A 24,764-nucleotide genomic window follows, 5' to 3' on the forward strand; every position below is an offset into this window, starting at 1 on the left:
TATTAAGCAGCTAATGCTAATTCTTCATCAGCATTTATAAGTGTTCCGCCTATTTAACGAGGCCTGCGGAGACCTCGACATGCAACCTATATTTCATTCACCTTCGTCGAAACCTTGACACCCCCAGATAGGAAATAGATGGTTAGAATAGAAATTGTACCAATAGGATTCTACTACCGATTCATCCGTCTACGAACGCTATCAATTATATGCCCGTATCTCATTTGCAGTCGCTTCACGTTCAATTTTATCGCGTTTATCATAAAGCCGCTTACCCATCGCAACAGCCAACTCTAATTTGACTTTACCGTTGCTAAAGTAGGCACGCGTCGGGACGATGGTCATTCCTTTTGAACGGATCGAACGTTCAAGCTTCGTGATCTCCCGTCGATGCAACAATAGTTTCCGTTTCCGTTTCGGCTCGTGATTTGCAATATTCCCGTGTTCATACGGACCGATATGAGCATCAATCAGAAAGACTTCGCCGTCTGTCACCTGCGCATAACTATCAGTGAGGTTAAGCCGTCCGGAGCGAATCGCCTTCACTTCAGTGCCTTGCAAGACAACACCGGCTTCATACCGATCACGCAAGTGATAGTCATACCGCGCCTTTCGATTTATTGTAATCACTGGAGACGTAGAATCTTTAGCATTTTTCATCGTGACATTAAAGTATAACACAAAACGAACTTAGAGACAAGAAAAAACATCAGAAAATCTGAAGTATCTTCTCAAAATTAGATTTCAATTGAAAAAAGCCCGTAGATCTGATAAACTATACCCTAAAGTCCCTGTTGTTAGATAGACTGAGACCCTGTGCTTCGGTATACTTTCAAAACAAGAAAGGAGTGCTTGATGCAAGAATTTTACGACACCCGTGCACCGAATCCGCCTACACGCGCAATCTTAGTAGGTGTAAAACTCAGAGATACCCTGATGCACGAAACTGAAGAATCAATACAAGAACTCCGTCAACTCACAGAAACTGCTGGTATTGAAGTCGTCTGTGAAACTATCCAGCCTCGCAACATGCCCAGTCCAACGTATTTTATCGGCGAAGGCAAGGTGGAAGAGATCAAACCGTTAATTGAAGAACTCAACGCCGATGCAATTATCTTTGATGAAGAACTGTCACCGGGGCAGAATCGGAACCTTGAGAAGGCATTTGATATTACCACTATTGACAGGACAGGACTCATCCTCCAAGTTTTTGCGCAACGCGCACTCACCAAAGAGGCGCGACTCCAAGTCGCATTGGCGCAGCTCGAATATGCGTTGCCGCGTCTGACACGGATGTGGACACACCTCTCACGACTCGCAACGGGTGGCGGCGGCGGTAGACACCTCCGCGGTCCTGGTGAAACGCAGCTTGAGATGGACAGACGCTGGGTTCGCCGGAACATCGGGCAGGTCAGAAAAGCACTTCAAGCCATCGAGAAGCAACGTCACGTTCAGCGTAAAAACCGTTCTGAAAAAATCAAAGTGTCACTCGTTGGATACACAAACGCTGGGAAATCAACACTTTTCAACGCGCTGACAGGCGAAACTGTTTTAGCTGAAGATAAGCTGTTCGCAACCTTAGATTCTACCACACGGAAAGTGGATTTGCCACAAAAGCAGCAGATTCTGTTAAGTGATACCGTCGGGTTTATCAAGAAACTGCCACACCAGTTAGTCGAAGCATTCAAAGCAACTCTCGAAGAGGTTTCAGAAGCCGACTTTCTGCTCCATGTTGTTGATGTGAGCCACCCGGAAGCAGAAGCACAGATCGCTGCCGTGAACGTGGTTCTCGAAGACTTGGATGCCACCGATATTCCGATGTTCATGGCTTTCAATAAAATTGATAATCTCAAAAACGAAGAAAGCCTACAAATTCTAAAGAGTCAGTATCCAGAAGCGTTTCCCATCTCGGCACAACGCGGGGACGGTATCAAGGAATTAACGGATGCCTTGGCACATCGTTTCGGTGAACGTGGCACTAACCTCTCTTTCAGTATCCCATACACGGAAGGAAAAGTGCTGGATTTACTCTACAAGCACGGCACTGTGCTTAATACGGAATACGCGGCGGAAGCCGTTCATGTCAACGTACGCCTTCCCAGTCGATACCTCAAATCCGTTTCTGAATTCTTGGTTTCTTCTTAAGAGGGGCAGGAACAATGCCATGGCTCGACCAGACTGACATCGGACACGACTTGCAAATCTGTCCAGATTGCGATACGGAATACGAGGTCTTGGATCAGTTTTCGGGAAATCCGTTGACAGATTCTTCACATAATCTGATTGATAGCGTGTTTAACGATGCCTACTACGTTGAGATTCGGTGTCCACAGTGCCTTGAAACTCGACACCTTTGTATACAATCTCTAACAGCCACGCAATTTCATATTGAAAAGGAGAGAAAATGAAGATAGGCGTTACCCAAATTATCCTTGGCGGTATGTCCTTAGACGATACACTTTCGCTCTGTCAGGATGCCGGTTACGATGCCGTCGAACTCACGTTCGGTGAAGGACAGGATACCGACATTAATATGAGCGATACGGAACTACAAGGCATCGCCGCGAAGTGTGCCGACGCAGGTATTGAAATCAGCAGTATCACAGCAGGCTACGCCGACCGAGGCAATTTGTTAAGTCTGGACGCAACAGCACGCGAAAAAGGGGCAGTCTCTCTGGCACGCGGCTTAGAAGTCGCGGGTGCCCTTGGTGTCGGCGGAATTTTACTGCATCCGGGACAACTTACCGTTGAAGGTACATACCAACAGGTTTGGGATAACCTTGTCGGTATTCTTAAAGACCTCGCACCTTCCGCGGCAAAACATCAAGTTGCAATCGGGCTTGAAAACGTCTGGAACAAATTCTTGCTGAGTCCAAAGGAGATGCGAGATATTGTTGATGAAATAGATAACGAATGGGTCGGCACCTATCTTGATACCGCGAACATGATGGCTTACGGTTACCCAGAACACTGGATCCGCGAACTCGGACACCGTATTAAACGGGTACACTTCAAGGATTTCTCCCGCAGCGACCATCGGTTCGTCAACCTATTAGACGGAGATACAGACTGGCAGGCAGTTATGGAAGGGTTCCGTGCCATCGGTTACGACGGCTACGTCATTCATGAAGTCGGTGGCGACAGGGACGCACAAATTGATCTCGCAAAACGGATGCGCAAAATTGTTGCGATGTAGCGCAAACAGAAAAGGCGATGGGTCTACTGAAACCATCGCCACATGCCGGAGGTCGGACTCGAACCGACATGGACCTAGGGCCCGCTGGATTTTGAGTCCAGTGCGTCTACCAATTTCACCACTCCGGCTTTTTGCTAATCCCATTATTATATAATATTTTCGGTGAGAAGTCAAATTTTTCCAACGAGACCCGACTCACAAATCATACTCAAAACCATGATAAATGAGCAACGCAACTTCCAATCTGAAAACATACTGCAACGCTTCTTTATCAGCGCGAAAGCCCTGTTCATCCAACTACTGAAAAAGGAGACGTGGCAAACCTTATGGCAGTGGGGACTTTGGCGTGTTATCCCCAAACGTCGTCGGATTTTGAAGCTAACAAGTCAACTGCAGCCCCTCGATCCAAATGCGCCTGCTGAAATACGCGCCGTCCGCGACGAAGTCTTCGCAAAATGTTGTTTAGAACTACAGACCCCCGAACAACAAATCCTTTTAGATATTCTCAAGTTCGCCGCACAACCGCTTGGGTACGAGCAGATCCTTTTCGCAGCCATCTATCCGGTTCTCATTAAACGCGACATGGCAGTCATCCCGATACAAACCGAGGTCGGACACCGACTCGATGTAGAAATTGGTTACCTCGGACATAATGAAGACTACTTCTTTTGGGTTCTGGAGATTGATGGAACCGGACGCTTATCTCTTGACACACGGCTCGACCCAAGAATCGAAACCCGGGACGACAAACGGTACGTGGTCTATTCGTTGGGCAGTAACGGACTTGTGGACACAGACTATGCGGCGTATGCAGAGCAGTGGCTACTTGACTCCCATCGTCTAACTGCGGCACTTCCTTTACTCGCCGCCGCCTATGCAGAACAGTGGATACTGAACGCACGTACGTATCTGACCCACATCCTCACAGACCTGAAAAAACGGAATTATCAGGTCACAGCAACGGCAATACCTGATTTTGAACGGGAGCGGTTGTCACTTTTACGCCGTCTCTCCCTCGACCGGCTAAAAAAACGTCAATTTCTGTCCGAACGCCGAAATCGCTAAGGTAGATACCGGGTTCAATCGAGAAGCAAACCCCTGGAATCAAGGTACGCCTATCGCGTGTTTCCAAGTTATCTAAATTAACACCGTTCCCATGGATAACAGTGCCGATGTTATGTCCGGTACGGTGAATAAAGAACTCCCCATACCCTTTTTCAGTGATATACCCACGGACACAATCGTCTACCTCATAACCGTGAATCGGTTCATCGCGTCCCCACTTTTCACGGATGAATCGAACGGCTCTGTCCCGCGCTTCCTTGACAATCTCGAAGATTTCAACATATTGTGAGGGGACGGTTTTTCCGGCATAAGCCACCCATGTCGTATCTGCGAAAACAGCATCTAACTCTTTCTGTTTTGCCCACAAATCGATTAAGATGAAGTCTCCACTTTTAATTTCTTGGGTATTTGTCGCAGTGGGTGCATAATGCGGATCGCTGCTCTTAGCGTTGACAGCAACGATAGGTGGGTGATCCGTGACGAGGTCCATGTCATCAAACTGTCCGAGAATCTCCTGCTGAACGTCATATTCCGTAATTGTTTTCCCATCTTTCAGTTGTGCACCGATCCATGCGAAGGCATAATCTTTTGCTTGCAGCACCAAATGTGCCGAGGCTTGATGTCCTGCTGCCTGTGCGTCGCTCAAACGTGCCTCCACCCTTTGTGCTAAGTCCGCGGACGTATGTACCTCAACACCGAAGGAACGAATCCACTCCAATGTCCCCGCATCTACCCGTGAGATGTATGGAATTTCGGCATTTGGCGAATACTCCATCGCAACGGTTTTAATATCCGCAAGCAACTTTCGCATCTCTTCGTTCAGTTCCTGCCAACCGGCATAAAGTGTCATCTGTCCTTGAACCCCAACGAAGTTGGATGTCTCAATTTTATGGACCAACCATCGCGGTTCACCGTGTGCGGGAATGAGGCAGAACCAGCGGCGCGTTATATTTTTTCCTGATAAGCTGGCGACGTTCTGTGCGATGGGGTTTATCCCGCGGAAATCGTAGAGGAGCCAGGCATCTAATCGTAATGTTGCTAATTCACGCTGAATTTCTGTTATTTTCATGTCAGCAAAGTCTTCCTCCAGATTATATTGTCGGAATTTTTAATTGCTTACAAATTTGCTTGGCAAGATCATTGGGAATTTCGGTATGTCTGGGCACCGTGGTGTGAGTGCCTAACTTTGGATGCCGCCATCGCGAATGTTTACGACCCTCTTTATACAACTCACAGCCATGCTCTTCAAGATGCTTAATCAACTGTCTGCGTTTCATACATCAATTCTTACTTCCTCAAACCCGCCCTCTGTTTGATGCGGCGCGCCGAATTCCAAAATGTCAGAAGTCTTTACCGCTTCAGCCTCGCTTTCTGTTCGACGAGACACTTCAAGCGTTTCATCTTCTAAGATTTCGCGAAGCGTGATTTGCAACGTATCTAATAATTCATTTTTCGTCCGCTCTTGGCACGTAACACCTGGAACTTCCAATATCCAGCCGATCCACCATCCTTCGCTCTCTCGAATGAGAGCTGTGTAGGTTTGTGGTATCTCTGCAGGACTAGATTCTATTTTTGCGTCTTCGACAAGCAAAATTTTCATCGTACTCATTTTTCACTCTCCATTTTAGGTTGAAGTATGAAATGGGCACCTTCCTCGGGTTCAAGAACCTTCAGTTCAAGTTTGTTTCGTTCCGCAGCTTCTCCGACTATCGCGAGTCCCCAGCCTGTTCCTTAAAGGAGATAGCGCGCTTTTCAGAGTATTTCAGAGTAAACCTGAAAAATGATAGGTTTCAGAAAAAGCCGTAAACCTATACTGTGACTGGCTTTTTACAGATTTTTGCAGGAGGTTCTAAAAAGTTTACTCTGAAATTTCAGAGGTGGACACTCAGTCGTTATTCTTTAGTCGGCGAGATCTCCGAATCCCAACTGCTGCTTGCTAATAGATGACAACTTCTTGTAGGAGCGAGTGTTTTTGCTTAGAGTCTTTGCGAATCAACAGGGAATGCGCGTGTGGCATTCCGTGGGGTATTTTTGCGGATTTCCCGACGTTCGCGATGCTTCCAATAGACACGATTCACGGAGGCTTCACGGAGAATTTTCTAAGGTCAGGTGGTCTGTGGGTTCGTTGAACGTAATATGTTCCGTCTCCGTGAAAACACGGAATGGTAAATTAGATTTAACAAAATATCCATGCAAACTGTCTATGTGAATTAGCGATCAGCGACTGTGCGGTGTCAATTCTGCTGTCCCAGAGTGAGGGAAAATCTGTGAAATCTGCGTCAATCCGTATATTGAGAATTCGCCTTAAAAATGTTACACTGGTGTAACATTTAGTGTGTGCCATGTAACGTTAGAGAACCCAGTCACCGTAAAGGTTTATTGACGTTTAACTTTCTCTTCTGAAAAAAAATAATTAGGTTGCAGAGTCTTCCTGCTTTTTGTAGCGTTGCATTACCTGACCTCCTCTGAAAAATGCTTTAAGATATTATAGCATATTTCTTAACATAATTTCTGAAAATCTATTCTGGATTTTTAGAATCTTATTTTTCCAAGCAGGAAAACTTACGAGATTTTCGTCTAGACGACTTCTTCTTTTTATATATTCTAACTTAAAATGAGGGTGTTTCATAAATAAGAGTTGCGAAAAGTCAGGATTTCAAGCAGCGACCCAGACGCATGGCAAAATACCCGTTTATATTGACGAGACGGGTTTTACTGAAACCGCTTTCCGCCGGTATGCTTATGCCCCGAGAGGGGTCGGCGTTGAAGATAAAGTGCCAAGTCATCGGTATACCCCCACGACGTTGATTGCTGCACGCTTGAATGGCTGTTTCACAGCCCCGCTGCTTTTCGAGGGCAGTTGCGATGCGGTTGCCTTCAACACTTGGCTTTCGGAGATGTTATGTCCGATGCTTGACGACAGGCATGTTCTGATCATGGATAATGCGTCTTTCCACAAAGGTGCTGAGACGGCGGCGTTGATCCAGGGGTCAGGTGCGAGTTTATTGTTTTTACCACCGTATGCCCCGGAGTTGAACCCGATTGAGAAGGATTTTGCCAACATCAAGCGCATACGTCAATACAACGCTCAGACTTCTATTGATGATATTATAAAAGTGTATAACTAATTACGGGATTCACTATAATTCTTACAAATTGTCCAAACTATAGTATAGAAACGAAGAGTATGCTTATCATATTCGTCTCTCGTATTCATCATGCGTTCCAATCCAAAACCAGACGAAATTCCCATCTTCTTCACGAGCTAACGCCCTATAACCTCTACTGACCCGTATTACCCAAAGGTCCCCCACTTTTTTAAAACGAAGAGAAGGGTGCCTGGGATTTTGCCGAAGGAGTCGAAATTTCTGAGGAACGCGTCTTTGGACATTGGGCGGAAGTTTTGCGCGAAATTCCCAAAAATCATCATCAAGAATATGTGCCATACTACAACAGCTTTTGTAGTTCCTCTATGCTACGGTATTTGCCTTCTCGATAATTCTTAGATGCTTTATCAGCGAGGTGATCTAACCGTCCGGCTTTCACGTCCGCCTCAAACTTCCTTTCCCAGGCTTCTTCTTCGGCTATGAGTGCCTCATGTAGTCTCTTTTCAAGGGTTTTTAGCAATCCGGCTTCTGTAGGCTCCTCACACTTGACTTTTGAAACCTCCGGAATCCACCCCAGCCAACTCACACCGTTTTTTTGGATGTGAGCGGTATAGGTCTCCTCGAACACCTTGTCGTGAATTTCGACAGTTTTTATTTTTTCCATGGGTTTTTTCCTTGGGATAAAAAATGGATTTATACCATTTCTAAAAGTTTATATTGCATTAACCCTACCTGAGTGCACAGGCTAACAGCCTATGCTACAAAAACGCACAAACTAAAAGTTTATGCTACAATTTCAATCAGAAATGGTATTATACAGAGATTTTTTCTATTTTCCAAGCTGTTTGCCCCCTTTCAAGGCACCCCACGGCACAAACTTCAATTCCCGCTTCCGCCGGAGCATCGGAGCAGCTGCAACGATCGCTTCCATGGCTTTCTGTTTCACGAGCAGGACATCTACTTCGTCTGTTACGCCGTCATTGTTCACGTCCGTGTCATACAAAATTGTAGTCTGCATAGCACGTCGGACAAGTAGGACATCCGACAAATCCACACGTCCATCATTGTTCACATCAGCATCTATTTCAGTGGGGGTTAGCAAATGATGGATAGAAAGAAAAGGCGATGTATCTAAAATCCTTGCGTCATCTGAAGTAAAAACAAGGTCTTGAACATCTGTCGTCAGATCATTTTTTCCCATCAGATGACGTTTGCCTTCCACGAAAGGATCATCCGGATGCCCTAAACCAAATGCATGCCCAAGTTCATGTGCCAATGCCCAGTCTAAATAATCCGTTTCTGCTGCGGGTAACCACAATAAATGGTATCCAAATTCTCTACCCCCAGGTCTCCCATTCTCCCCCCATCGCAAATGAATATGTTTCCCAACAACTTCGCCCCCTAATCTATCCGTGCCTTCCATGAAAACAATATTAGCCGTATTCTCGTTCCTAAATCTACCTGTATAGAGTGAGTCAGGACCCAACTCAAACCATACCTTATTCCTATCCAAAAGGTATTCTTTGAGTGTATAGATGCTCTTATGAACCCGAATATTCCTTTCATATTCAAACGTCTTCCGCTTGAACCCATGCCGTTCCATTTCATCAGCATAGAAGGCTTGGACAGCTGAAACTATCTCGCCCAAGACTTTGGACTTACCTTCAACTTCGCGCTGGTCTGAAGGTATCAGATAGATAACCTCAATGGGTTCTTGCGGATAAGCAGCTAATGAAACACTCAACAAAAGCCACACATAGAAAAAAAATCTGCTTCTATTCATTTTCAATCCTTCAAAAATTAATTTTCAGAATCTCTTTTGTTAACCAATTCATCTGAGATCTACCATTAACAGAAAACATAAGTGTAAGAAAACCTACCGAAAAACCTCATCAAGCCGCCAAATGAGCTTAAGCGCATCCGTCCAACCTGTTTTGGCAAACATATCCAACAGATTTAGTAAGTCTTCCAAAGCCTCACCATCTCGCACCTTGTCCCGGTGGTCAGCAAGGACAATTTCAACGAATTCAACCACATCTCTCACTGCAATAGAATCGAGGTTATAACCGAACCGTTCGCTTGATCTTACGACTCCCGCTGCTAAATGCAATACCTCTTTAGGATTGCAGCTCAGGAAACTTGTTAGGAGTTGCATGAAATAGTGCGCCGTCGGTGCGAACATCATGCCAGACTCTTTTTCTTGAGCACAATCAATCACTTGTTCCATTAAAGGCTTGATCTTATTGTAGAAGCGGCAGCGTAACTCGTACGGAATTTTATTTTTTGATTCCTCACCTTTATTTCTTTCGTAAGCTACTGTAAAGTAAAGGCGCGTTATCACTGCATCAATCACTCCGTATGTGTCTTGCAACTTTCCCTTTACTTCTTCATCGTTAGGATTCTTAAATAATGCTGGACCTAACTTCTTAAGCGCATCGGCAGCTACAGCAATTGCCCTGCTTACCCACAAAATCCCTCGTTCAATAACTTCCTGTCCATCAGGAGTTTCAAGATTTCTTGGGATAACATAATCATCCATGATCTGAGTCACAAGGCGAGCTAGAGGATTAGCAAATCGGATCGGATCTTTGAAAAACGTATCTTCAATTGTTTTCGATGTCCATCCATTCTGGCGAACGATTGTCAGTCCCACCAATAAAGCGATGAACGGATCTGACGGCTCTAATCCTTCTGTAGGTGGTGGTGTATGTGCCAGTAGTTTCGCCATCACACGGGTCGTCCTATCTTCGTTTTCGTTTTCTCTTGCAGCAACCCAATTTAATGTATGATAGAGATACTTTTGAACAACGCGATTCTGTTCATGTCTTGCCCTATTGTTCATAATGCGCCAGAATCCTTCAGGCGTTTTGACAGAAACCTTAAACAATTCCATTGCTGTTACCATCCGCACAGAAGGCACAAGGTCATTCGCAAGCATTTCGATTGCGTCCAATATTTCGGCATCAGATTGGTGAAGTGCGAGTCTCAGTAGTCCACTAGCGGCTTCATGCCGTGGACAAGGCGAATAACCCGGAAAATCAAATTGAGTATCGTATTCAGGATTAAATTTGGGCTGTTCATGTTTCGCCGCTGCCAAGAGTACCTCTCGGCAAAAAGCGAAGGCATCACTCTCAAGACTATTAGCAATTCGACCAAGAAGTGACACACAAGCACTCAATTTATGCCAAAGCGAATCAATTACTTTTTTATCAGCCCCTATATCGCTTTTTATAGCAGTGTACGCCTCTTGTAACCGTGGTAAAATTAACCGAGCTGCTGCTGGAGTTGGTACACCATTTTGCCAATCTGAACTGAATTTAGTGAGAGGACCAGAAAAGCGTCGTAATTCCTGATTTTGTGGTTTGCTTGTATCAACACCTTGTCTTTGGAAATCCTCTTCTTCAGTATATGCCGACCAAGTGGGAGGTTCAACGCTAACCAGTGGTCTATTGTGTGGGACATCGTTCTCATGTGCCATTTTCTCTCGAATTTTCTTTCCTTCATTTGTAGTCAACAGATTTACAGGAATTTGTGCAAGAAGTCGGTTTCTTTGTCTTTCAAGTAGATCATTATGCTCATCATCGGCTGTTTCTATAGGGTGTGCCAAAATGCGTTCTTCAATCTGACAAAGTTGTTCCTGCGTAAACTCTGATGAGGCAGCTTCTAAGAATAGACCGAGTTCGTAATAGGTTTCGGGATATCTCTGGATTGGTTCCGCGATACAAAGTTCAAAAAGGTGTTGAGCGAAAACCTTGGGAAATTGTGAAGCTGCTTTCAAGAGCCGTTTCCAGAAGAACGCGACTACTACTTCATCACGAAAAATACAAAGGAGTGAATCAAGACGCGAATCTTCTGACCTCGCCAATTCTCCGATGTATTCAAATAGCGCGTCTGCCATTTTAATAGGTTCATCGGAGGAATTTCGTGCATCCCATATATAACTGCCGTCTTCCATAAAGTAAGCAGGTTTTCCACGAAAATTGAATGTTTCCACCATATCGTTAAGCGTCACACTATCTTTAAGATATCGAGCAATATGTTCTGTCACAATAAAAAAATTCAAACTTTGGATTACTGCTTGTGTTGCGTGGGACGGTGCTGCTTTCAGAAACTTGGGAAAATGCTTTACCAATCTATATTGGCACATCCTGTAATCCTGACGGCGAGTACTTATCATAGGCATAACGCTGCTACTACCGAAACTTGTTTTTACACCACTGAGTTCATAGTAGGCAAAAACAGTGCGATAGATTGAGACGACAAGCTCGGGGTCATGTGTCCAAATACTATTAACATGCTCAGTCAACCATGACAAAAAACTTATTGGGAAATTCTCTTCTTTCGTCAGATGGAGAACTTTTTCGAGAAGGGCACGAGATTCCTCGACATTCGTATGATAGGTCTTGGCAACAAGCGTCACAGCCCAACGACCACCAAATCGATTATACCAGTCGTTCTCATTTGTTTCTCTCTCCCGCCATACCCATGTAAGTAACCGCCGACCAATCCGCCCACAAGTTTTTATAATTTCCGTGTTTTTGTACTTTATTGCTTGTTCAAGAATATCCCATGTGTGGGTTGCCAACTCCCAAGCAAAGCTAGCGTGCAAGTATTCCGAAACATGATCAAAAAATTCGCTCCAGAAAACGTCCCTTTCAATTGGCAGTGTCCGGAGTGCTTGAAAAAGTCGTGTTACTGCCTCGTTGGCGATTTCTTCTCCGTTCTGGAACTTCTCTAAAATTGGTGACAGATCCTCAATCTCGCGTGCTTCATTTGCAACAACGCTTGTCGGAATCAAACGCGCCACAAGGCGTAAATGGACAGATTGATCGCTTGGAAAAAGGTGCCAAAACGCCTTCCAGAAACTTTCTGAGTCATAATACCACAGACGGGTGAAAAAGTAGGTGAGACTCGGTCGAAGAAAAAGCGGGCGTGATGGGTCTTCAAGGACAAAATCTTCAAGGTGCTGCGGTTCCTCATCAATGAGCAGAACGCTAATTGCGTAGTCAAAAAGGATATTATGAGAAAAAGCAATCCGTTGCCCGTTCAACGAAACCTTTGTCAAGATTTCATCACTCTGAAGCTTATCCCACGCGGTTTTTCTCACCGGATTATCAAGGTCCACATCATCATAAATATCGTCAACTTTGACGGTCAACGAACATTTCTCAACCATTGGGTTTGAGATTCGGCGCAAAACGCGCTCGCTGATCTCATTTTTAACTCGCCGTCGCCAAAACAGATCAAGTAGCTGGACTTCAGAATGAATCTGACTAAAATCGGGGATATCCTGTGAAGATTTCAAAACTTTTTCTAATAGCCAGAGATTGAAAGGGTTTGCGAGGAGGTCCTTAAAGTCTTGGGTACCATCGTAGTAGATAGCTTTCGGACATCTAATCTGGTCAAAAGCCTCCAGAATCTCCACTTCATTGAAGGATGGAATCGTGAAATAGCGGCATAAAACACCTTCGTTCTGATATTTGGTGTCATCAGGGCTACCGAACAGATCTAAAAGTTCTTGTGATTTTTTTGCATCATAAGTTCGGACGGTGACGACGACATTCCATATACCTTTTAATTCTTGAATTGCGCTTCGGATTAGACGTAGAAAATTTTTGCGCGTCTGCTCGTCCCGCGCTGCGTCAAAGGCATCAAATAATAAGATTGCTTTCTGGTCTGAGATAGGAACGGATTTCAATCTTTCAATCAGATCGCCCTCATAAGACAACTCTTCGCGTAAAGTTTTGTCAGTACCATCTCCAAGTTGATCAACAGGAAGTATGAATACCGGTATTTCAAGAGATTCTAAGCTTAGGTAGAGTTCTTTTAGTAAGTACGTTTTCCCGACCCCCGGACTTCCTATAATGACTCCATTTCCTCGCGCGGCAAAGTCTCGCAAATCATTAAGTAGTTTTTCCCGCTTAATCTTCATCGCTCATTCTCCTTATTATACGCCGACCTTCTTGTTTAATCCAATTCAATATATCTCTCGATCCACTTGACACGGATTTCGATTCGTCATCGTCAGAAGGATCACTATCGCCTGATAGGTTCTGGGCATTTTCAATAGATCGCTCTCTACTCTCACATTGCCCTACGATTTCAGTGAAAAGATCCTCCAAACGCTGATGTGAATCTTTAAAAACCTCGTAAAATACGGTGGCAATACCATATTTGTCCTTGAGCCTTTTGGCTTTGTCCTTTGAATCTTTGGTATCTTCATCATCTCCGGTAGATATACCCATAACTGCGAAGTGAATGGATTTGTTCCACCCCCACAAGTCTGCACTGACAATTTCTAACATCTTCTTAAAATAGGGATCCTCCATACTGAACCCTACAAAAACGACCCTACGGGTTGCTAAAACAGCCCACAACAATTTCCGATGGAACGTCCATTTGTCCTCAGTTTCTGGATCTTCATCCGGTTGTTCAACGCGCAGCCCGTAATTTTTAATGTAGTCACAGACACTCAAAATAATACTCTCTCGATACCTATATATTCCATGTAGATGTGCAATTCGTTGTGGTATATGAGGATCATTATGTCTTGATAGCAAGAATTCGTGAATGAGTCGAGGCGCATCTGGTCCAATTACCAAAGGGGTCCCATCTATAGGAGGAATCTTTTTACCTTCTCGTAATGCTTCATCCTTTTTTTCTACCAATGCTGCTTCAAGGACAGTATCGTAATTTGTAGTTAAGATGCCTCTAACAGGAAGATCAACCAGCATTCTGTGGAATTCATCATAGGCTGGAGATTTAGGTTTAAAAAGTTCATCAAGCAAAGCATAATATCTGCCTAAGTCACCCGTTTTATTTTTGATGTGTGATTTGATGTCTTCAGCGTATGCTAATGCATCACCTTTCCGCGTTTGATCAAGACCGGCACCACATCTATTAGCTAAATTCTCTAATTCTTGCAGAAGTCCATCCCAAGTTACATAGCGAACACGCGCGCTACTCCCGGATCCAACCATAAGCATAGCCTCGCCAGAGGCAACAAGTTCTATCAACTCCCGCTTTCGTTCTTCGTTCTCGTCCCATTCTTTGGACGTAAAAATTTCTAAATTATTCATGCAAAGAATTATGGGTTTGCTCAATTTCAAATTGTAACTTGCCCATAATAGATCCTCCCAACCCTCCATTGCTGTCCTCGTTAAAACAGTAGCACATTTAACAGGAAAAATCAAGGGGAATCGAGAAATCGAGATGACATAAACATGCCGCCCCTACGGGGCTGAAGCGGTGGGTAGAATCTCTGTCTATAAATATGCTGCCCCTACGGGGCTAAGGAGGCTTATCTTTGATACAACGTGCGTCTTGGAAATTAGGCGAGGTTGGGAAACCTCGCCAGCGAAGATAAAGGCAATCTTCATGAACGGACAGGAAGTGGAACAACTCTTACCGAAATTTTCAGAAACTTAATTCAGGTAAGTTTTCAATAACCTTCACCGTCTCCAAACTTACCGTAACCACCTTCCCAATCAACCGGACAATATACTGCGGATCGTCTGCACGGTTCGGGTCGTTAACAATGCCGCTCCGTTTGTCTATTTTGACACGGTACTGATCCACGATCCACTCTAAAGCAGAACGGGTGCCAAGTCGATAGTCAAATGCTTTCGGAGGAATATCATCGATTGTGAGGAAATTGTTGTAGATAATCTGCGTTTTGTCTCTGGAGAGTTTCATCTTCTCGACACGCCAATCAAGCGGTACGTCAGGGTTCTGAACGAATTTGAGTTTATCGTATTCGGGTTGGGATTCGTAGTTGACATGGAGATCTGCTAACCGTTCGCCTGCTTTGGCAAATCCCCAGAAATCGGCTGCAACCCCCTCGCCCCTTGACAGGGGGTTGGGAGGTGCGGCAGATCGCGTTTGAGGTTCGCTTCATATTTCTGGCGATAGTCGGGGTGATGCAAGAGTCCGTAGGTATAGTGGAAAATGTCCCATTTGGTGATGGTGTCGTCTCGGTAATGGGTTCGGAAGTGTGTCAACGTCCAATCGGTGATGTTTTCGCGGCGGTTTGTGCCGTCCTCGTCGTAGGTGTAGAAAGGGAAGCACTGATTGGCATCAACAGGAATAACGGAGGTATTAGGAATAACATCCGTGATACAGCACCAAAACGCAGCACGCCCACCGATTCCCGGAACACAAATCACCCGATTTTCTGCTTCTGTTTCTGGTATCGGAAAGATAGATGGAAAGACGTATACACGCTCCGTCATCATTCTGTCAAAATAGAGGTTTGACTTGGTAAAAGGTCGATAGAAGGAGGTTCTGACCTTTTCTTGTGAAAAATCAGATGTTTTTCCCCTTTGCAAGTTTCGTTTGAGTGCTTCACTCCAACTGATTTTGGTGTCATCAGAAACTACAAAACTATCAATGTCTGTTCCCTTGCTTTCTTGCCGTTTCCATCTATCCGTTTCTGTGTTGTACGTTTCAATCATCCGTTGCATATTCTCTATGAGGGTGTTTCTGTTAAAATTATAAGCCCAAGCATCGCGACAGGTTACAACTCCGCGACCATAGATACTAAAAATCACGTTCGCTGCTATGCCCTTTTCCGCTTTCGTTGCTTTACTCCCCATAGGGATAAAGGTGTCGAATTCGGCGTGGAGACCTTTAGTAAACCATGTATGTCGCGAGTCAGGTTGAATAGATTCCCACACAACACCGCCTGCATGTTGACTCTCATTGAGAAAATCGAATTTCTGTTTTCTGTTCCACAGTTCGTCTGTTTGATAGTAGTAAAGGTTCGGAGACCCAACTCCTACAGAATTCCTCTTTATGAAAAAGTTGATGCTCACACCCACCCGAATCCCGAATACATTGGCATCGGAGACCTTCAATCCCCGCCTTGCATTCCCGCCCAAGTCCAGAATGTAGATCGCATCGCAGTCTTTAGCGAGATGTTTTCGCATACCATCAAAGGCTACCCCGTCAAGAAAACCGTTGTTGGTCACGAAAGCGACAACCCCTTCCTCACCAATCCGATCCGATGCCCATCGAATCGCCTTTACGTAAGGATCCGTGAGTGCGTTTTTATTCGTCGCTTGAGAGTCTTGTGAATATGTCTCTCGCACTCGCGCATCCATCGTCTCATACTTGCGATTTTTGTTGTTGTCGTTCTCATTGACCTGTCCTGCATTGTAGGGTGGGTTGCCGATAACGACGAACATCGGGGTCTCTTTTTGTTTTTCGACGCGCTCGGTATTGGCAGGCGTGAAGAGATGCATCTGGCGTTCTTCTGCCACTTCAAACGTGTCTACCAGACAGATACCTTCATAAGGGGCATATCGGTTCGTGGCAGTGTAGAACTGCTGTTCGATATTCAGGTTGGCGATGTAGTAGGGTAGGAGCATCACTTCGTTACATTGAAGTTCGGGTGGGTCAGCAGTGTATTTTCGCTCCAGCGAGATGGGGTCGAGTTCCTGCATGATGCGGACGATGAAGTTCCCAGTACCGACGAAGGGATCAATGATATTCACACCCGTATCCGCGAGAGAGCGGTTAAACTCGGTTTGTAAGATGTGTTCAACGCTTTTCACCATAAAGTCGACGATAGGTTGAGGTGTGTAGACGATGCCGTGTGTATCGGCAACCTTGATGGAGAAACCCTGAAAAAACTGCTCGTAGACGGTGTTGAGAAAACCTTGTTTTTGAGAGAAGTCGGTAATCGTACCGGCAGTCTGCTCAATCGCGGCGTAGAACGGCTCTAAAGGGCGGAGAAACTCGGATCGGTTTAGGGTTCGCTCGGTTAGTACATCAATCACGTTTTCAATTTCACGGGCGATAATATTTCGGCGGGTAAAGTCGGGATTATCAAACACAGTGCGGAAGATGCGTTCTGTTAGGAGATGCTGGATGAGCATCTCCTCCACGGCAGCAACGGAGAGATTCGGATTAATGGAGGCTTGGCACTGTTGATGGAAGTTGGTGAACGCTTCCTGAAAATGTGGATTACTTTGGCGTTCGGTTTTGATTAGTGCTGCTAATTTTTCACCGAGCTCCGGGACTGTCTCTTTGAATTCGGCGACTGCGGTGTACCATGCGGAGATGTTCTCCTCTTGATAGGCGAAGAAGGTCTGGAGAATGTGGACGAGGTTTCCCGGCTCGCTGATGTCAAGGTCAAGTTGGAGCTGCCCGTGTTGATAGAGGAGGGCATGGGTTGGGGACTGGATGACGATATTTTTCGAGGGGTAGCCTGCGGCGAACTTCTTGTCTGCCTCAGTGTAGAGGTTATCCTATGTATCTTTTGCTTCCCAATAGCCGTATGGCAAGCCAAAGGCATCAACAACTTCACCGTCAGGCGTTATCCGTTTTTTCTCTGGCGTGTAATGTGTCTTTTCACAGAGGAGGGTGAGATCGGATCGGGAACAGTAATGCTGGAGGAGATTTTGAAAGGCAGCACGAACGGTGCCTTCGTTTTCGGCACCGTGCCGTGCATATTTTTCGAGTTCGGTGTAGTACGTTTTGATGGGCTTGTGCGTGGGCTTGATATTAAGGTCTGGCATCTATTTTCTCCGGACGTTATCAGCGGACGAAACGATGCCAAATTATACATGAGTTAGGGCGAAATTGCAAGCGAAATTTCGTTGTGTGATAGGCTATTCGTATCTGGAAAATTTGACAAGCACGCTCACGCATACCACAGAGAGTACAATTAGGAAATTCATTGTCCTTTCCTTTCTTGGTTTTTCGAGATTTTTGATGTGTAAATAAAATATGAGAACATGCTTTAGTAAAACGCAATATCTGTGAAAAGGTGACAAAAATTTGTGATGAATTAACAGAAAATATTGACACCCAAACGTTCTCACCCTATAATATTTCTAAAATTGACGTAGAGGCATCGAAAATGAAGCCATCCAAAAAACAGATGCTTTCGCAAAAATACTTAGAACAATGCCGACACCCTAAGATTCAGGCACTTCAACCTGATTCAGAAAACGCAAAAGACTTGTGGATACCCACCGCTAAACAACTTCAGGAGCTCTTAACACAGAAACTCCCCCATCCCGACAGATCGGCTTTACGCCGTACCGCAGAGGGATGGGAATATGAAACTTATTTTCGTGAATGGGCGACCGATTACGGCACTTATATTGATATACACCGTCAGTTCGTCGGAAAAGATGCTGAGAGCGTGCTTTTGGAGGTACTGATGGCATTTCTCGGTATCGGTGAACGATGGATGGTGTGATAGCACCCAACGTCTAAAGGCGTGGGCTTCGGTTTCATAGACAGTGCGGTTTTCTCATAGAGTCCACCGTCTTATTCCGTCTCCACCAACGGGCGTTTCCCTGTAGTGTTCTACAGGCATATCGTCAAGGGACGGCTATCCCTGCCCGCAAAATGTTTATTGCAGCGTTGATGTCTCGGTCGTGGTGAGACCCACACTCAGGACATATCCACTGCCTATCGTTCAAAGTTATGTTTTCGTTATGAAATCCGCAGTCGCTACACGGTTTCGTTGTAGCCGTCCACTGCCCGATTTGAAGAAACTGACGCTTATGTTTTTCACACTTATATCGCAAAATCTCAACAAACTGGTAGAAAGCAAGGTCGGAGACTTTGCGTCCCCACAGGCGTTTCATGCCGTCAAGGTTCAATGTTTCAAGCACAATCGTATCAAACTTCTTACAGAGTTTGCTGGCGAGTTGCCACTGAAAGTCTTTACGTTGATTGCTGATTTTCCGATAGAGGCGGGCGAGTTGTCCCACACACCGCCACCAACCATTAGAGCCTTTGACCTTACGGCTAAGTGCTTTGTTGAGAGACCGAAGTTTCTTCAAGGATTGTTTCAAAGGTTGGCGGTGTTGTATCTTTTCACCCGTCGAAAGTGTCAAATATGCGTCTTTCATACCGAAGTCTGCCCCAACACTCTTACCCGTTGTTGGCAGCGGTTTGGTTTCTACAAAATCGGTCAAGATATAGAGCCAATAATTACCGCAAGCCCCACGCTTTATCGTGATACGACTGATATTTCCATGCCATTGGCGATGCTTATGGAACGTATACGCCACTTTGTCATGTCGCCATTTCCCTTTTTCCCATTTTCTGAAGTTGAGGATGAGGCGATTGTCTTTTAACACCCAACCTGCTTGTTTCAGCGTCAAGGACTTGAACTTATGCCGTTTCTTAATCTTCGGTCTACCGCCAAGCTTCTTGAAAAAACGTTCATACGCCAAGTGTATCCGTTTCAATTCTTCTTGCATGGCTTGACTCGGCAGTGCTTTCCAATGCGGGTGCGTCGTGCGTTTCAAATCAGTCAAATGTTCACACATCGCAGCGTGGTTCGCATAAGGCAGACCGTCCTTATAACGTTGACGTTGCCACTCATGGAAATACTTATGCACCTGCCACAGATCGTCAAGCAGGTTGCCAAGACGAACACAATTAGATTGTTTCCCGATTTTGTATTTGTAGGTTTTCATGGTATATCAGACATCAGACTTTTAACCCCTGCAAAGTGGGTAGGCAGACACATTGTCAAGCGACAATGCTTTGCATGTCTGCCAGCCTGATAGAAGAATTATACCACAATTTACACTAAAAGTCAAGTTTATTTTCTTGACACACGCACGCAACTGGCTTATATCCCAAAGCTAAAGCATCGGGCTTTACGCCCGAATGCCCGTAAATCTGGAGAATTAGATGAATTTTGAACAAGTACTGACGACGATTGAACATTATAAACAAGCGGGTATCTCGCTTGAAACCCTAACAACCCTCTTGAATGACGCATTCGGCGATTGGCTTGCATCACAAGGCGTAAGTCACCTCATGATGTTAGGAGATAATACATTATGCTTGAACGTGAGAGGGGAGTTAGCACACGAAAGCTCTGTGAACGGAATTAGAAGTTACTCCCGATTTCTTGTGATTTCGCTGGATCAGGTGGCAGAAGAACCGGAGGTAATAGCAGAGGCACTTAAATCCTACACTTCAGACGGCGATGGGGCTTATCTGTGGGTTATTCCAGATGGCTACATGGCGGTATTAACCCCAGCGGAACAGGAATGGGAAGCGCACGGCGGCGGGTATTTCTCACATGAGTCTATCTGTATCTCTAACACCGCTGATAGAGATACGCGTTGCCTCTTAGAGGTGCTTTATGAGGATCTGAGTCTGGAAAATGTCTCTTGCGAATTCAAGGTACCTGCACATCGTTCAGTCCACTATCGACTCGACAAACTCAAGGACGCAAACGGTGAACCGTTGATTGCCAAAGATGCGCCCGTCAGTTATAAAATTACGAGTCGCGATGCACGGATTGTCGTCCAAGGTTCGCGCATCCTAACAAGCGGTGAAAATAGCACCTTTGCGAGCTTTGGGACGGTAATGGCGTGGTGCCCAATGCCATAACCCTTCAACGTCATAGGTACCCACACGCTAAAGCGTGGGGCTTGTGCTTCATAGCAGTCAGCGTTTTTCTCTCAGAGAAAACTAAAATTGATGACCGACAACTATTCTTGACTTCTTTCACGCTTCCATGTACAATTTTAATATCGCCAAAAAGGAGGCAAACTATGGATGTACGAGACCATTTTGACTTCATTGATGAAACCAGCATCCGCATCAAGGGGTATCGCGTCTATATTGACGAAGTGTTAGAACAGCATTTACAAGGCAAAGAGCCCGAGAAAATTCTGTGTTGTTTCCCAAAACTGCCTTTAGAGAAAATATATGCCACACTCCTTTACTACGAAGCAAACAAAACGGAGGTCACAGCCTATTTAGAACGCGTGAAACAAGAGAAAAAAAAATTAGACAAGGAATGGCGGCAAACTCAGAGGTCAATACGACGACTCGTTGAAGAAAGAGAACACTTGCGAAAAGATCGGGAAAAACAGATCGCCGAAGGGAAATTTGATCCGATCTGGGATGAACCTGCATGAAACCCCGGTTTCTCTTAGATGAACATCTCAAACGGGCGATTCAGGAACAACTCGCCGAAATGCACGTCAGACTCATTGGAGACGCGGACGTGCCTCCACTCGGAACACCCGATCCAGACATTCTGATGTGGATTGAGCGCAACAACTATGTTCTCGTTACGAACAATCGAACCACAATGTCCAGGCATCTTATTGAACATTTGCAGGCGGGTAGGCATGTACCGGGAATTCTCTGCTTTCCACAACGGACCTCTATTGGGACTTACATCAAGGAGTTGCGTAGGATTTGGGAATCCTTCAAGCCTGAACAATATCAAGATGTCATACAATATTTCCCGCAGAACCAGAGGTAGAAAATGGAACTCCGAGATTACTTCGACTTCAATAGCGAAATTGACATACGTATTAAGGGACATCGCATCGCTATTCAACATGTGTTGAACAAGTATCAAGAAGGTAAAGGACCTGATGAGCTGCTACGCCGTTTTCCGACTTTATCCATGGAAAAAATCTACGCCACCATCCTTTATTACCTTGCCAACAAAGAAGAAGTCGAGGTTTATCTTGAGCGAGAGAGGCTTATGGATGAAGAAGCAGGAAAACTTATAAAAGCGTATGGTGAAAATCCAACAGCGATTAATTGGGAGGAACGCTTGGAAGAAGCCCGACAAAGATTGATCGCCGAAGGAAAGTACCCTCTAACACCGGGAGGACCCCCTAACTAAGGTAAGTTCAACTTTAGTATATAGCGGATTAATCCCATCTTTATGCTGAAGATTTCGGATTCCAGAACGCACAGATTATCGCCGTAATCGGTATCGCCAAGACCAGACCCAACGTTCCAGCGAGCAACCGAACGATTTCTGCAGAGACAACACCAATACTCAATAACTGCACCGGCGGTGATTTGAAAAAGTCGAGATTTGGTGCTGCAATCGTAACGACCAAAAGCAGCTCCACACCGAGATACGCGAAGACCAACGTATTCACCATCGTGCCGAGGATGTCCGTGCCTACGTTCAGACCGGAGGCGATCAGTCGCCATGTCGGCATATTCGGATTCGCTCTACGAATCTCCTCCATACTCGATGCCACCTCAATCGCACCGTCAACAGCGACCCCCAATACCCCCATCAGCATACCCGCCAAGAGGATTTGCACGAAATCGAACGGCGGCGTGCGCGTCGCTTCAACGATATCGGCGGAAATCGCATTCTCCAACCCCGAAAAATGGAGGTGCTGCTGCGCAAACAGCACAATTAAGCCAGCGACCAAAATCCCACCCATCGTTCCAAGCACCGCTGCAAAAGTTTTTCGACTCGGACCGATGACGAATACGAGAGACACAAATGCCACGACACCCGATGTCAGCGTCACAACGAACACAGCATTCGCACCCTCCGAGATTAAGGGCAACATGAAGAAGTAGATGACCGCTGCAGAAATTAGCATCGCACACGCCGTCCGGATCCCCTCAAGCCTACCGACGACGATAATCAGCAGGAGCATCCCGCCTACCATCCAAATCAGAAACCGGTCTCTGCCGTAATCTTGAACGATGTTCACGAGACCTATCTGATCAGGGTCTCCGGCGACACGGCAGAGAATAACATCTCCAGGTTCCGCCGGAATGCTCAACAACGGCATATTGTGATTCACAATGTTCCGTAAGACCAAGCGTCTGCCCTTATACATCCCGCTGAGCATCTCCACCTCAAGAATATGATGCTCACTCTTTGACTCATAGACCTTGAGGACATTCTCCTCGCTATCCGCCATTGCCCGGACGCTATAGGTCTGCTCGTACTTCTCATCCAAGAGCAGCCAACGGCTGTCTTTCCACGGTTTGACTGAGACATTCACCTCATCTGAAAATAGGATGTCTTGACGCTTGAATTCCTCACGCAAAACTTGTGGCACGATACGATTGTCCAACTCACCTGCAGCACTGCCATCAATATTAAAAAGGAAATTACCGTTCGACTCAAGCAATCGGATGACTTTACCCTTGGCGTACTCCGACTTATTAATCGGATTTCCTTCGGCATCGCGTTGCTCAGAGATCGTCGCAGAGAGTTCGTGTGTACGATAGTAAACAAAGACCGTACCAATCAGGACGAGCGCCATAGCAATAGGTACAGCGATCCGGGCTTTGCTGCGAGGCGGATCGGCACGGAATAACTCCTCTAATTCTTCCTCCGAAGGCAAGTCCTCGTGAATCTCGGACTTATCAACCTTTGCGTATTGGGTCAGAAAACCGGCAACCGCTGCAGCAATCGGAACCGTGAGTACCAATCCGATCGTCCCTACCACCGCTTGAATAATCGCAACTGCTGTCGCTTCATCGTTAACGAGACGTAGGAATGGATAGAGGATCCCGACTTCGGGAAAGTCGATGCGGGGTAGAAGCATTGTCATCATGTGGGCACCGAGGTAAGCAAAGATGAGCGTATCCGCCATTGTTCCCATAATGTCGCGACCGACATTCAGCCCGGCGCGGATGGCTTGGCGGACGGTGATGTTCGGGTTCACCTGCTTGACCTCATGCACACTTGAAGAGATAGACATACTCACGTCCATCATCGCACCAACGGCACCCAAAATGATACCCGCCGAGAGAATACCCGTGAAATTCCAGCCATGCGAACTGGAGGTACGCCACAACGCAAGACCGAGTTCCAAGAAACCGAACTCTTGCGCCAAGCCCGTTAGTGCCATCACGTGTTGGCTCAGGACGGACAATACCCCGACAGCAGCTAATCCACCGAGGGTACCAATTACACCAGAGATCAATTTGTAACTAAACCCTGTGATGAGTAGGAAAGTCGTGAACGTCAGAAAGGCAGCAATCAGGAGGGCAATTGCGATCGGATTGTAACCAGCAACAGTTAGCGGAACTAAGACATAAAGCACAGTCAGCGCAGTAACAAAGAGTGTCAGAATCGCCCGGACCCCTTTCATACCAGCGACGAGTATCATCAACACCCCTAATACACCCGCCAGATAAAGCAGAAACGGCGTACGAAAGTACTCACGCATTGAAACGGTGTCAATTCTCGGATTCATCGGATCGCGAAGCGGAATATCAAGAAACAGGACATCACCTTTCCGTATGACACGGTCCCCAAAGGCGCGGCCCGTCCAGATATTGTTCACCTGAATCATCTCGCCACGGAATTGTCCAGAGAGGATTCGGAACGATAAAACTTGATCTGCTTCGTCGCTTGTGTCTATCCCGACGACGCGTCCCAAGCAGACCAGCACTTGTAACGCACCATCATGTGTTATTTCTGCGAACCGATAGAGCCGGACGTGCAACGCGACAACGCTCAATAGGATGAGTAAGATAGCCGCGATTTTGATGTTTCTTTCTCTCATTTTTTTATTTTATATTTTGTAGGATTTAAGATACTCAAAATTAAAGCTGACACACTGCTTCGCATTTTGCAATCGCGCCAGCACCAACATTAAGACTGCAAATAGTTGTTG

At 45.7% G+C, this 24,764-nt stretch carries 20 protein-coding genes, 1 tRNA gene, 1 other RNA gene and 1 pseudogene; 10 read left to right on the forward strand and 13 right to left on the reverse strand.

The window, feature by feature from the left end; translation table 11 throughout:
• Both ssrA and smpB read right to left on the reverse strand, forming a co-directional pair.
• Positions 1 to 125, reverse strand: a transfer-messenger RNA (tmRNA) gene (gene ssrA / locus OXN25_06065); the annotation flags it as partial.
• Positions 126 to 201: 76 nt separating this feature from the next.
• Positions 202 to 660 (reverse strand): SsrA-binding protein SmpB, encoded by a 459-nt coding sequence (gene smpB, locus OXN25_06070; protein ID MDE0424415.1) that lies wholly within the window; start codon positions 658 to 660, stop codon positions 202 to 204.
• A 195-nt stretch (positions 661 to 855) separates the two neighbouring features.
• Here smpB and hflX point away from each other — a divergent pair, with 195 nt between their 5' ends.
• From hflX to OXN25_06085, 3 genes are read left to right on the forward strand one after another with little or no spacing between them, the layout of a single operon-like run.
• The gene (gene hflX, locus OXN25_06075; protein MDE0424416.1) at positions 856 to 2,145 is read left to right on the forward strand and encodes a GTPase HflX; all 1,290 of its coding nucleotides are present in this window, start codon (positions 856 to 858) and stop codon (positions 2,143 to 2,145) included.
• Between the two features lie 14 nt (positions 2,146 to 2,159).
• A complete protein-coding gene (locus OXN25_06080; GenBank protein MDE0424417.1) occupies positions 2,160 to 2,408 on the forward strand; it encodes a hypothetical protein in 249 nt (82 codons plus the stop codon).
• Entirely contained in the window at positions 2,405 to 3,196 is a 792-nt protein-coding gene (locus tag OXN25_06085) for a sugar phosphate isomerase/epimerase (protein ID MDE0424418.1), read from the forward strand. The genes OXN25_06080 and OXN25_06085 overlap by 4 nt, the downstream gene beginning before the upstream one ends.
• A gap of 43 nt (positions 3,197 to 3,239) precedes the next feature.
• On the opposite strand, the gene OXN25_06090 is transcribed toward OXN25_06085, so the two are convergent.
• Positions 3,240 to 3,324 (reverse strand) — tRNA-Leu (locus OXN25_06090).
• Between the two features lie 88 nt (positions 3,325 to 3,412).
• Here OXN25_06090 and OXN25_06095 point away from each other — a divergent pair.
• Positions 3,413 to 4,261, forward strand: coding sequence for a hypothetical protein (locus tag OXN25_06095; protein MDE0424419.1), 849 nt, complete (start codon positions 3,413 to 3,415; stop codon positions 4,259 to 4,261).
• On the opposite strand, the gene OXN25_06100 is transcribed toward OXN25_06095, so the two are convergent.
• From OXN25_06100 to OXN25_06110, 3 genes are read right to left on the reverse strand one after another with little or no spacing between them, the layout of a single operon-like run.
• Positions 4,149 to 5,330, reverse strand: coding sequence for a M24 family metallopeptidase (locus OXN25_06100; GenBank protein MDE0424420.1), 1,182 nt, complete (start codon positions 5,328 to 5,330; stop codon positions 4,149 to 4,151). The genes OXN25_06095 and OXN25_06100 overlap by 113 nt on opposite strands.
• A gap of 22 nt (positions 5,331 to 5,352) precedes the next feature.
• Positions 5,353 to 5,538, reverse strand: coding sequence for a type II toxin-antitoxin system HicA family toxin (locus tag OXN25_06105; GenBank protein ID MDE0424421.1), 186 nt, complete (start codon positions 5,536 to 5,538; stop codon positions 5,353 to 5,355).
• Positions 5,535 to 5,870 (reverse strand): hypothetical protein, encoded by a 336-nt coding sequence (locus OXN25_06110; protein MDE0424422.1) that lies wholly within the window; start codon positions 5,868 to 5,870, stop codon positions 5,535 to 5,537. The genes OXN25_06105 and OXN25_06110 overlap by 4 nt, the downstream gene beginning before the upstream one ends.
• Positions 5,871 to 6,957: 1,087 nt before the next feature.
• On the opposite strand from OXN25_06110, the gene OXN25_06115 reads away from it, so the two are divergent.
• A complete protein-coding gene (locus tag OXN25_06115; protein MDE0424423.1) occupies positions 6,958 to 7,389 on the forward strand; it encodes a transposase in 432 nt (143 codons plus the stop codon).
• Positions 7,390 to 7,708: 319 nt separating this feature from the next.
• Here the strand turns inward: OXN25_06115 and OXN25_06120 are convergent, their stop codons facing one another.
• The 5 genes and pseudogenes from OXN25_06120 to OXN25_06140 form a co-directional block, all read right to left on the reverse strand.
• Positions 7,709 to 8,032: a hypothetical protein gene (locus OXN25_06120; protein MDE0424424.1), complete on the reverse strand. Its 324-nt coding sequence runs from the start codon at positions 8,030 to 8,032 to the stop codon at positions 7,709 to 7,711.
• Between the two features lie 165 nt (positions 8,033 to 8,197).
• Positions 8,198 to 9,151 carry a dockerin type I domain-containing protein gene (locus OXN25_06125; protein ID MDE0424425.1) on the reverse strand — a complete coding sequence of 318 codons (954 nt, stop codon included), beginning with the start codon at positions 9,149 to 9,151 and terminating at the stop codon, positions 8,198 to 8,200.
• Between the two features lie 93 nt (positions 9,152 to 9,244).
• A complete protein-coding gene (locus tag OXN25_06130; GenBank protein ID MDE0424426.1) occupies positions 9,245 to 13,300 on the reverse strand; it encodes an ATP-binding protein in 4,056 nt (1,351 codons plus the stop codon).
• Entirely contained in the window at positions 13,290 to 14,447 is a 1,158-nt protein-coding gene (locus OXN25_06135; protein MDE0424427.1) for an SIR2 family protein, read from the reverse strand. Before OXN25_06135 ends, OXN25_06130 begins: the two co-directional genes overlap by 11 nt.
• Positions 14,448 to 14,784: 337 nt before the next feature.
• Positions 14,785 to 17,888: pseudogene (locus OXN25_06140) on the reverse strand (N-6 DNA methylase).
• Between the two features lie 344 nt (positions 17,889 to 18,232).
• On the opposite strand from OXN25_06140, the gene OXN25_06145 reads away from it, so the two are divergent.
• Positions 18,233 to 18,577 carry a hypothetical protein gene (locus OXN25_06145; GenBank protein ID MDE0424428.1) on the forward strand — a complete coding sequence of 115 codons (345 nt, stop codon included), beginning with the start codon at positions 18,233 to 18,235 and terminating at the stop codon, positions 18,575 to 18,577.
• A gap of 124 nt (positions 18,578 to 18,701) precedes the next feature.
• On the opposite strand, the gene OXN25_06150 is transcribed toward OXN25_06145, so the two are convergent.
• Positions 18,702 to 19,811, reverse strand: a complete 1,110-nt coding sequence (locus OXN25_06150; GenBank protein ID MDE0424429.1) for an RNA-guided endonuclease TnpB family protein — start codon at positions 19,809 to 19,811, stop codon at positions 18,702 to 18,704.
• 220 nt (positions 19,812 to 20,031) lie between these two features.
• On the opposite strand from OXN25_06150, the gene OXN25_06155 reads away from it, so the two are divergent.
• From OXN25_06155 to OXN25_06170, 4 genes are all read left to right on the forward strand, one after another.
• A complete protein-coding gene (locus OXN25_06155; protein MDE0424430.1) occupies positions 20,032 to 20,742 on the forward strand; it encodes a sensory rhodopsin transducer in 711 nt (236 codons plus the stop codon).
• A gap of 164 nt (positions 20,743 to 20,906) precedes the next feature.
• Positions 20,907 to 21,275 (forward strand): DUF433 domain-containing protein, encoded by a 369-nt coding sequence (locus OXN25_06160; GenBank protein ID MDE0424431.1) that lies wholly within the window; start codon positions 20,907 to 20,909, stop codon positions 21,273 to 21,275.
• On the forward strand, positions 21,272 to 21,628 hold the full coding sequence (locus tag OXN25_06165) for a DUF5615 family PIN-like protein (GenBank protein ID MDE0424432.1): 357 nt from the start codon (positions 21,272 to 21,274) through the stop codon (positions 21,626 to 21,628). Before OXN25_06160 ends, OXN25_06165 begins: the two co-directional genes overlap by 4 nt.
• A 3-nt stretch (positions 21,629 to 21,631) precedes the next feature.
• Entirely contained in the window at positions 21,632 to 22,000 is a 369-nt protein-coding gene (locus OXN25_06170) for a DUF433 domain-containing protein (GenBank protein MDE0424433.1), read from the forward strand.
• 40 nt (positions 22,001 to 22,040) lie between these two features.
• Here the strand turns inward: OXN25_06170 and OXN25_06175 are convergent, their stop codons facing one another.
• Positions 22,041 to 24,653, reverse strand: coding sequence for a YibE/F family protein (locus OXN25_06175; protein MDE0424434.1), 2,613 nt, complete (start codon positions 24,651 to 24,653; stop codon positions 22,041 to 22,043).
• Between the last annotated feature and the right edge of the window lie 111 nt (positions 24,654 to 24,764).

The organism is Candidatus Poribacteria bacterium (genome assembly GCA_028820845.1).
Lineage (GTDB): Bacteria > Poribacteria > WGA-4E > WGA-4E > WGA-3G > WGA-3G.

Coding starts and splice junctions, on each gene's coding strand:
- OXN25_06165 (MDE0424432.1), top strand. CDS start 21,272: ATGAAACCCCGGTTTCTCTTAGATGAACATCTCAAACGGGCGATTCAG.
- OXN25_06145 (MDE0424428.1), top strand. CDS start 18,233: ATGAAGCCATCCAAAAAACAGATGCTTTCGCAAAAATACTTAGAACAA.
- OXN25_06150 (MDE0424429.1), bottom strand. CDS start 19,811: ATGAAAACCTACAAATACAAAATCGGGAAACAATCTAATTGTGTTCGT.
- OXN25_06175 (MDE0424434.1), bottom strand. CDS start 24,653: ATGAGAGAAAGAAACATCAAAATCGCGGCTATCTTACTCATCCTATTG.
- OXN25_06160 (MDE0424431.1), top strand. CDS start 20,907: ATGGATGTACGAGACCATTTTGACTTCATTGATGAAACCAGCATCCGC.
- OXN25_06155 (MDE0424430.1), top strand. CDS start 20,032: ATGAATTTTGAACAAGTACTGACGACGATTGAACATTATAAACAAGCG.
- OXN25_06130 (MDE0424426.1), bottom strand. CDS start 13,300: ATGAAGATTAAGCGGGAAAAACTACTTAATGATTTGCGAGACTTTGCC.
- OXN25_06170 (MDE0424433.1), top strand. CDS start 21,632: ATGGAACTCCGAGATTACTTCGACTTCAATAGCGAAATTGACATACGT.
- OXN25_06105 (MDE0424421.1), bottom strand. CDS start 5,538: ATGAAACGCAGACAGTTGATTAAGCATCTTGAAGAGCATGGCTGTGAG.
- OXN25_06120 (MDE0424424.1), bottom strand. CDS start 8,032: ATGGAAAAAATAAAAACTGTCGAAATTCACGACAAGGTGTTCGAGGAG.
- OXN25_06110 (MDE0424422.1), bottom strand. CDS start 5,870: ATGAGTACGATGAAAATTTTGCTTGTCGAAGACGCAAAAATAGAATCT.
- OXN25_06100 (MDE0424420.1), bottom strand. CDS start 5,330: ATGAAAATAACAGAAATTCAGCGTGAATTAGCAACATTACGATTAGAT.
- OXN25_06125 (MDE0424425.1), bottom strand. CDS start 9,151: ATGAATAGAAGCAGATTTTTTTTCTATGTGTGGCTTTTGTTGAGTGTT.
- OXN25_06080 (MDE0424417.1), top strand. CDS start 2,160: ATGCCATGGCTCGACCAGACTGACATCGGACACGACTTGCAAATCTGT.
- OXN25_06095 (MDE0424419.1), top strand. CDS start 3,413: ATGATAAATGAGCAACGCAACTTCCAATCTGAAAACATACTGCAACGC.
- hflX (MDE0424416.1), top strand. CDS start 856: ATGCAAGAATTTTACGACACCCGTGCACCGAATCCGCCTACACGCGCA.
- smpB (MDE0424415.1), bottom strand. CDS start 660: ATGAAAAATGCTAAAGATTCTACGTCTCCAGTGATTACAATAAATCGA.
- OXN25_06135 (MDE0424427.1), bottom strand. CDS start 14,447: ATGAATAATTTAGAAATTTTTACGTCCAAAGAATGGGACGAGAACGAA.
- OXN25_06085 (MDE0424418.1), top strand. CDS start 2,405: ATGAAGATAGGCGTTACCCAAATTATCCTTGGCGGTATGTCCTTAGAC.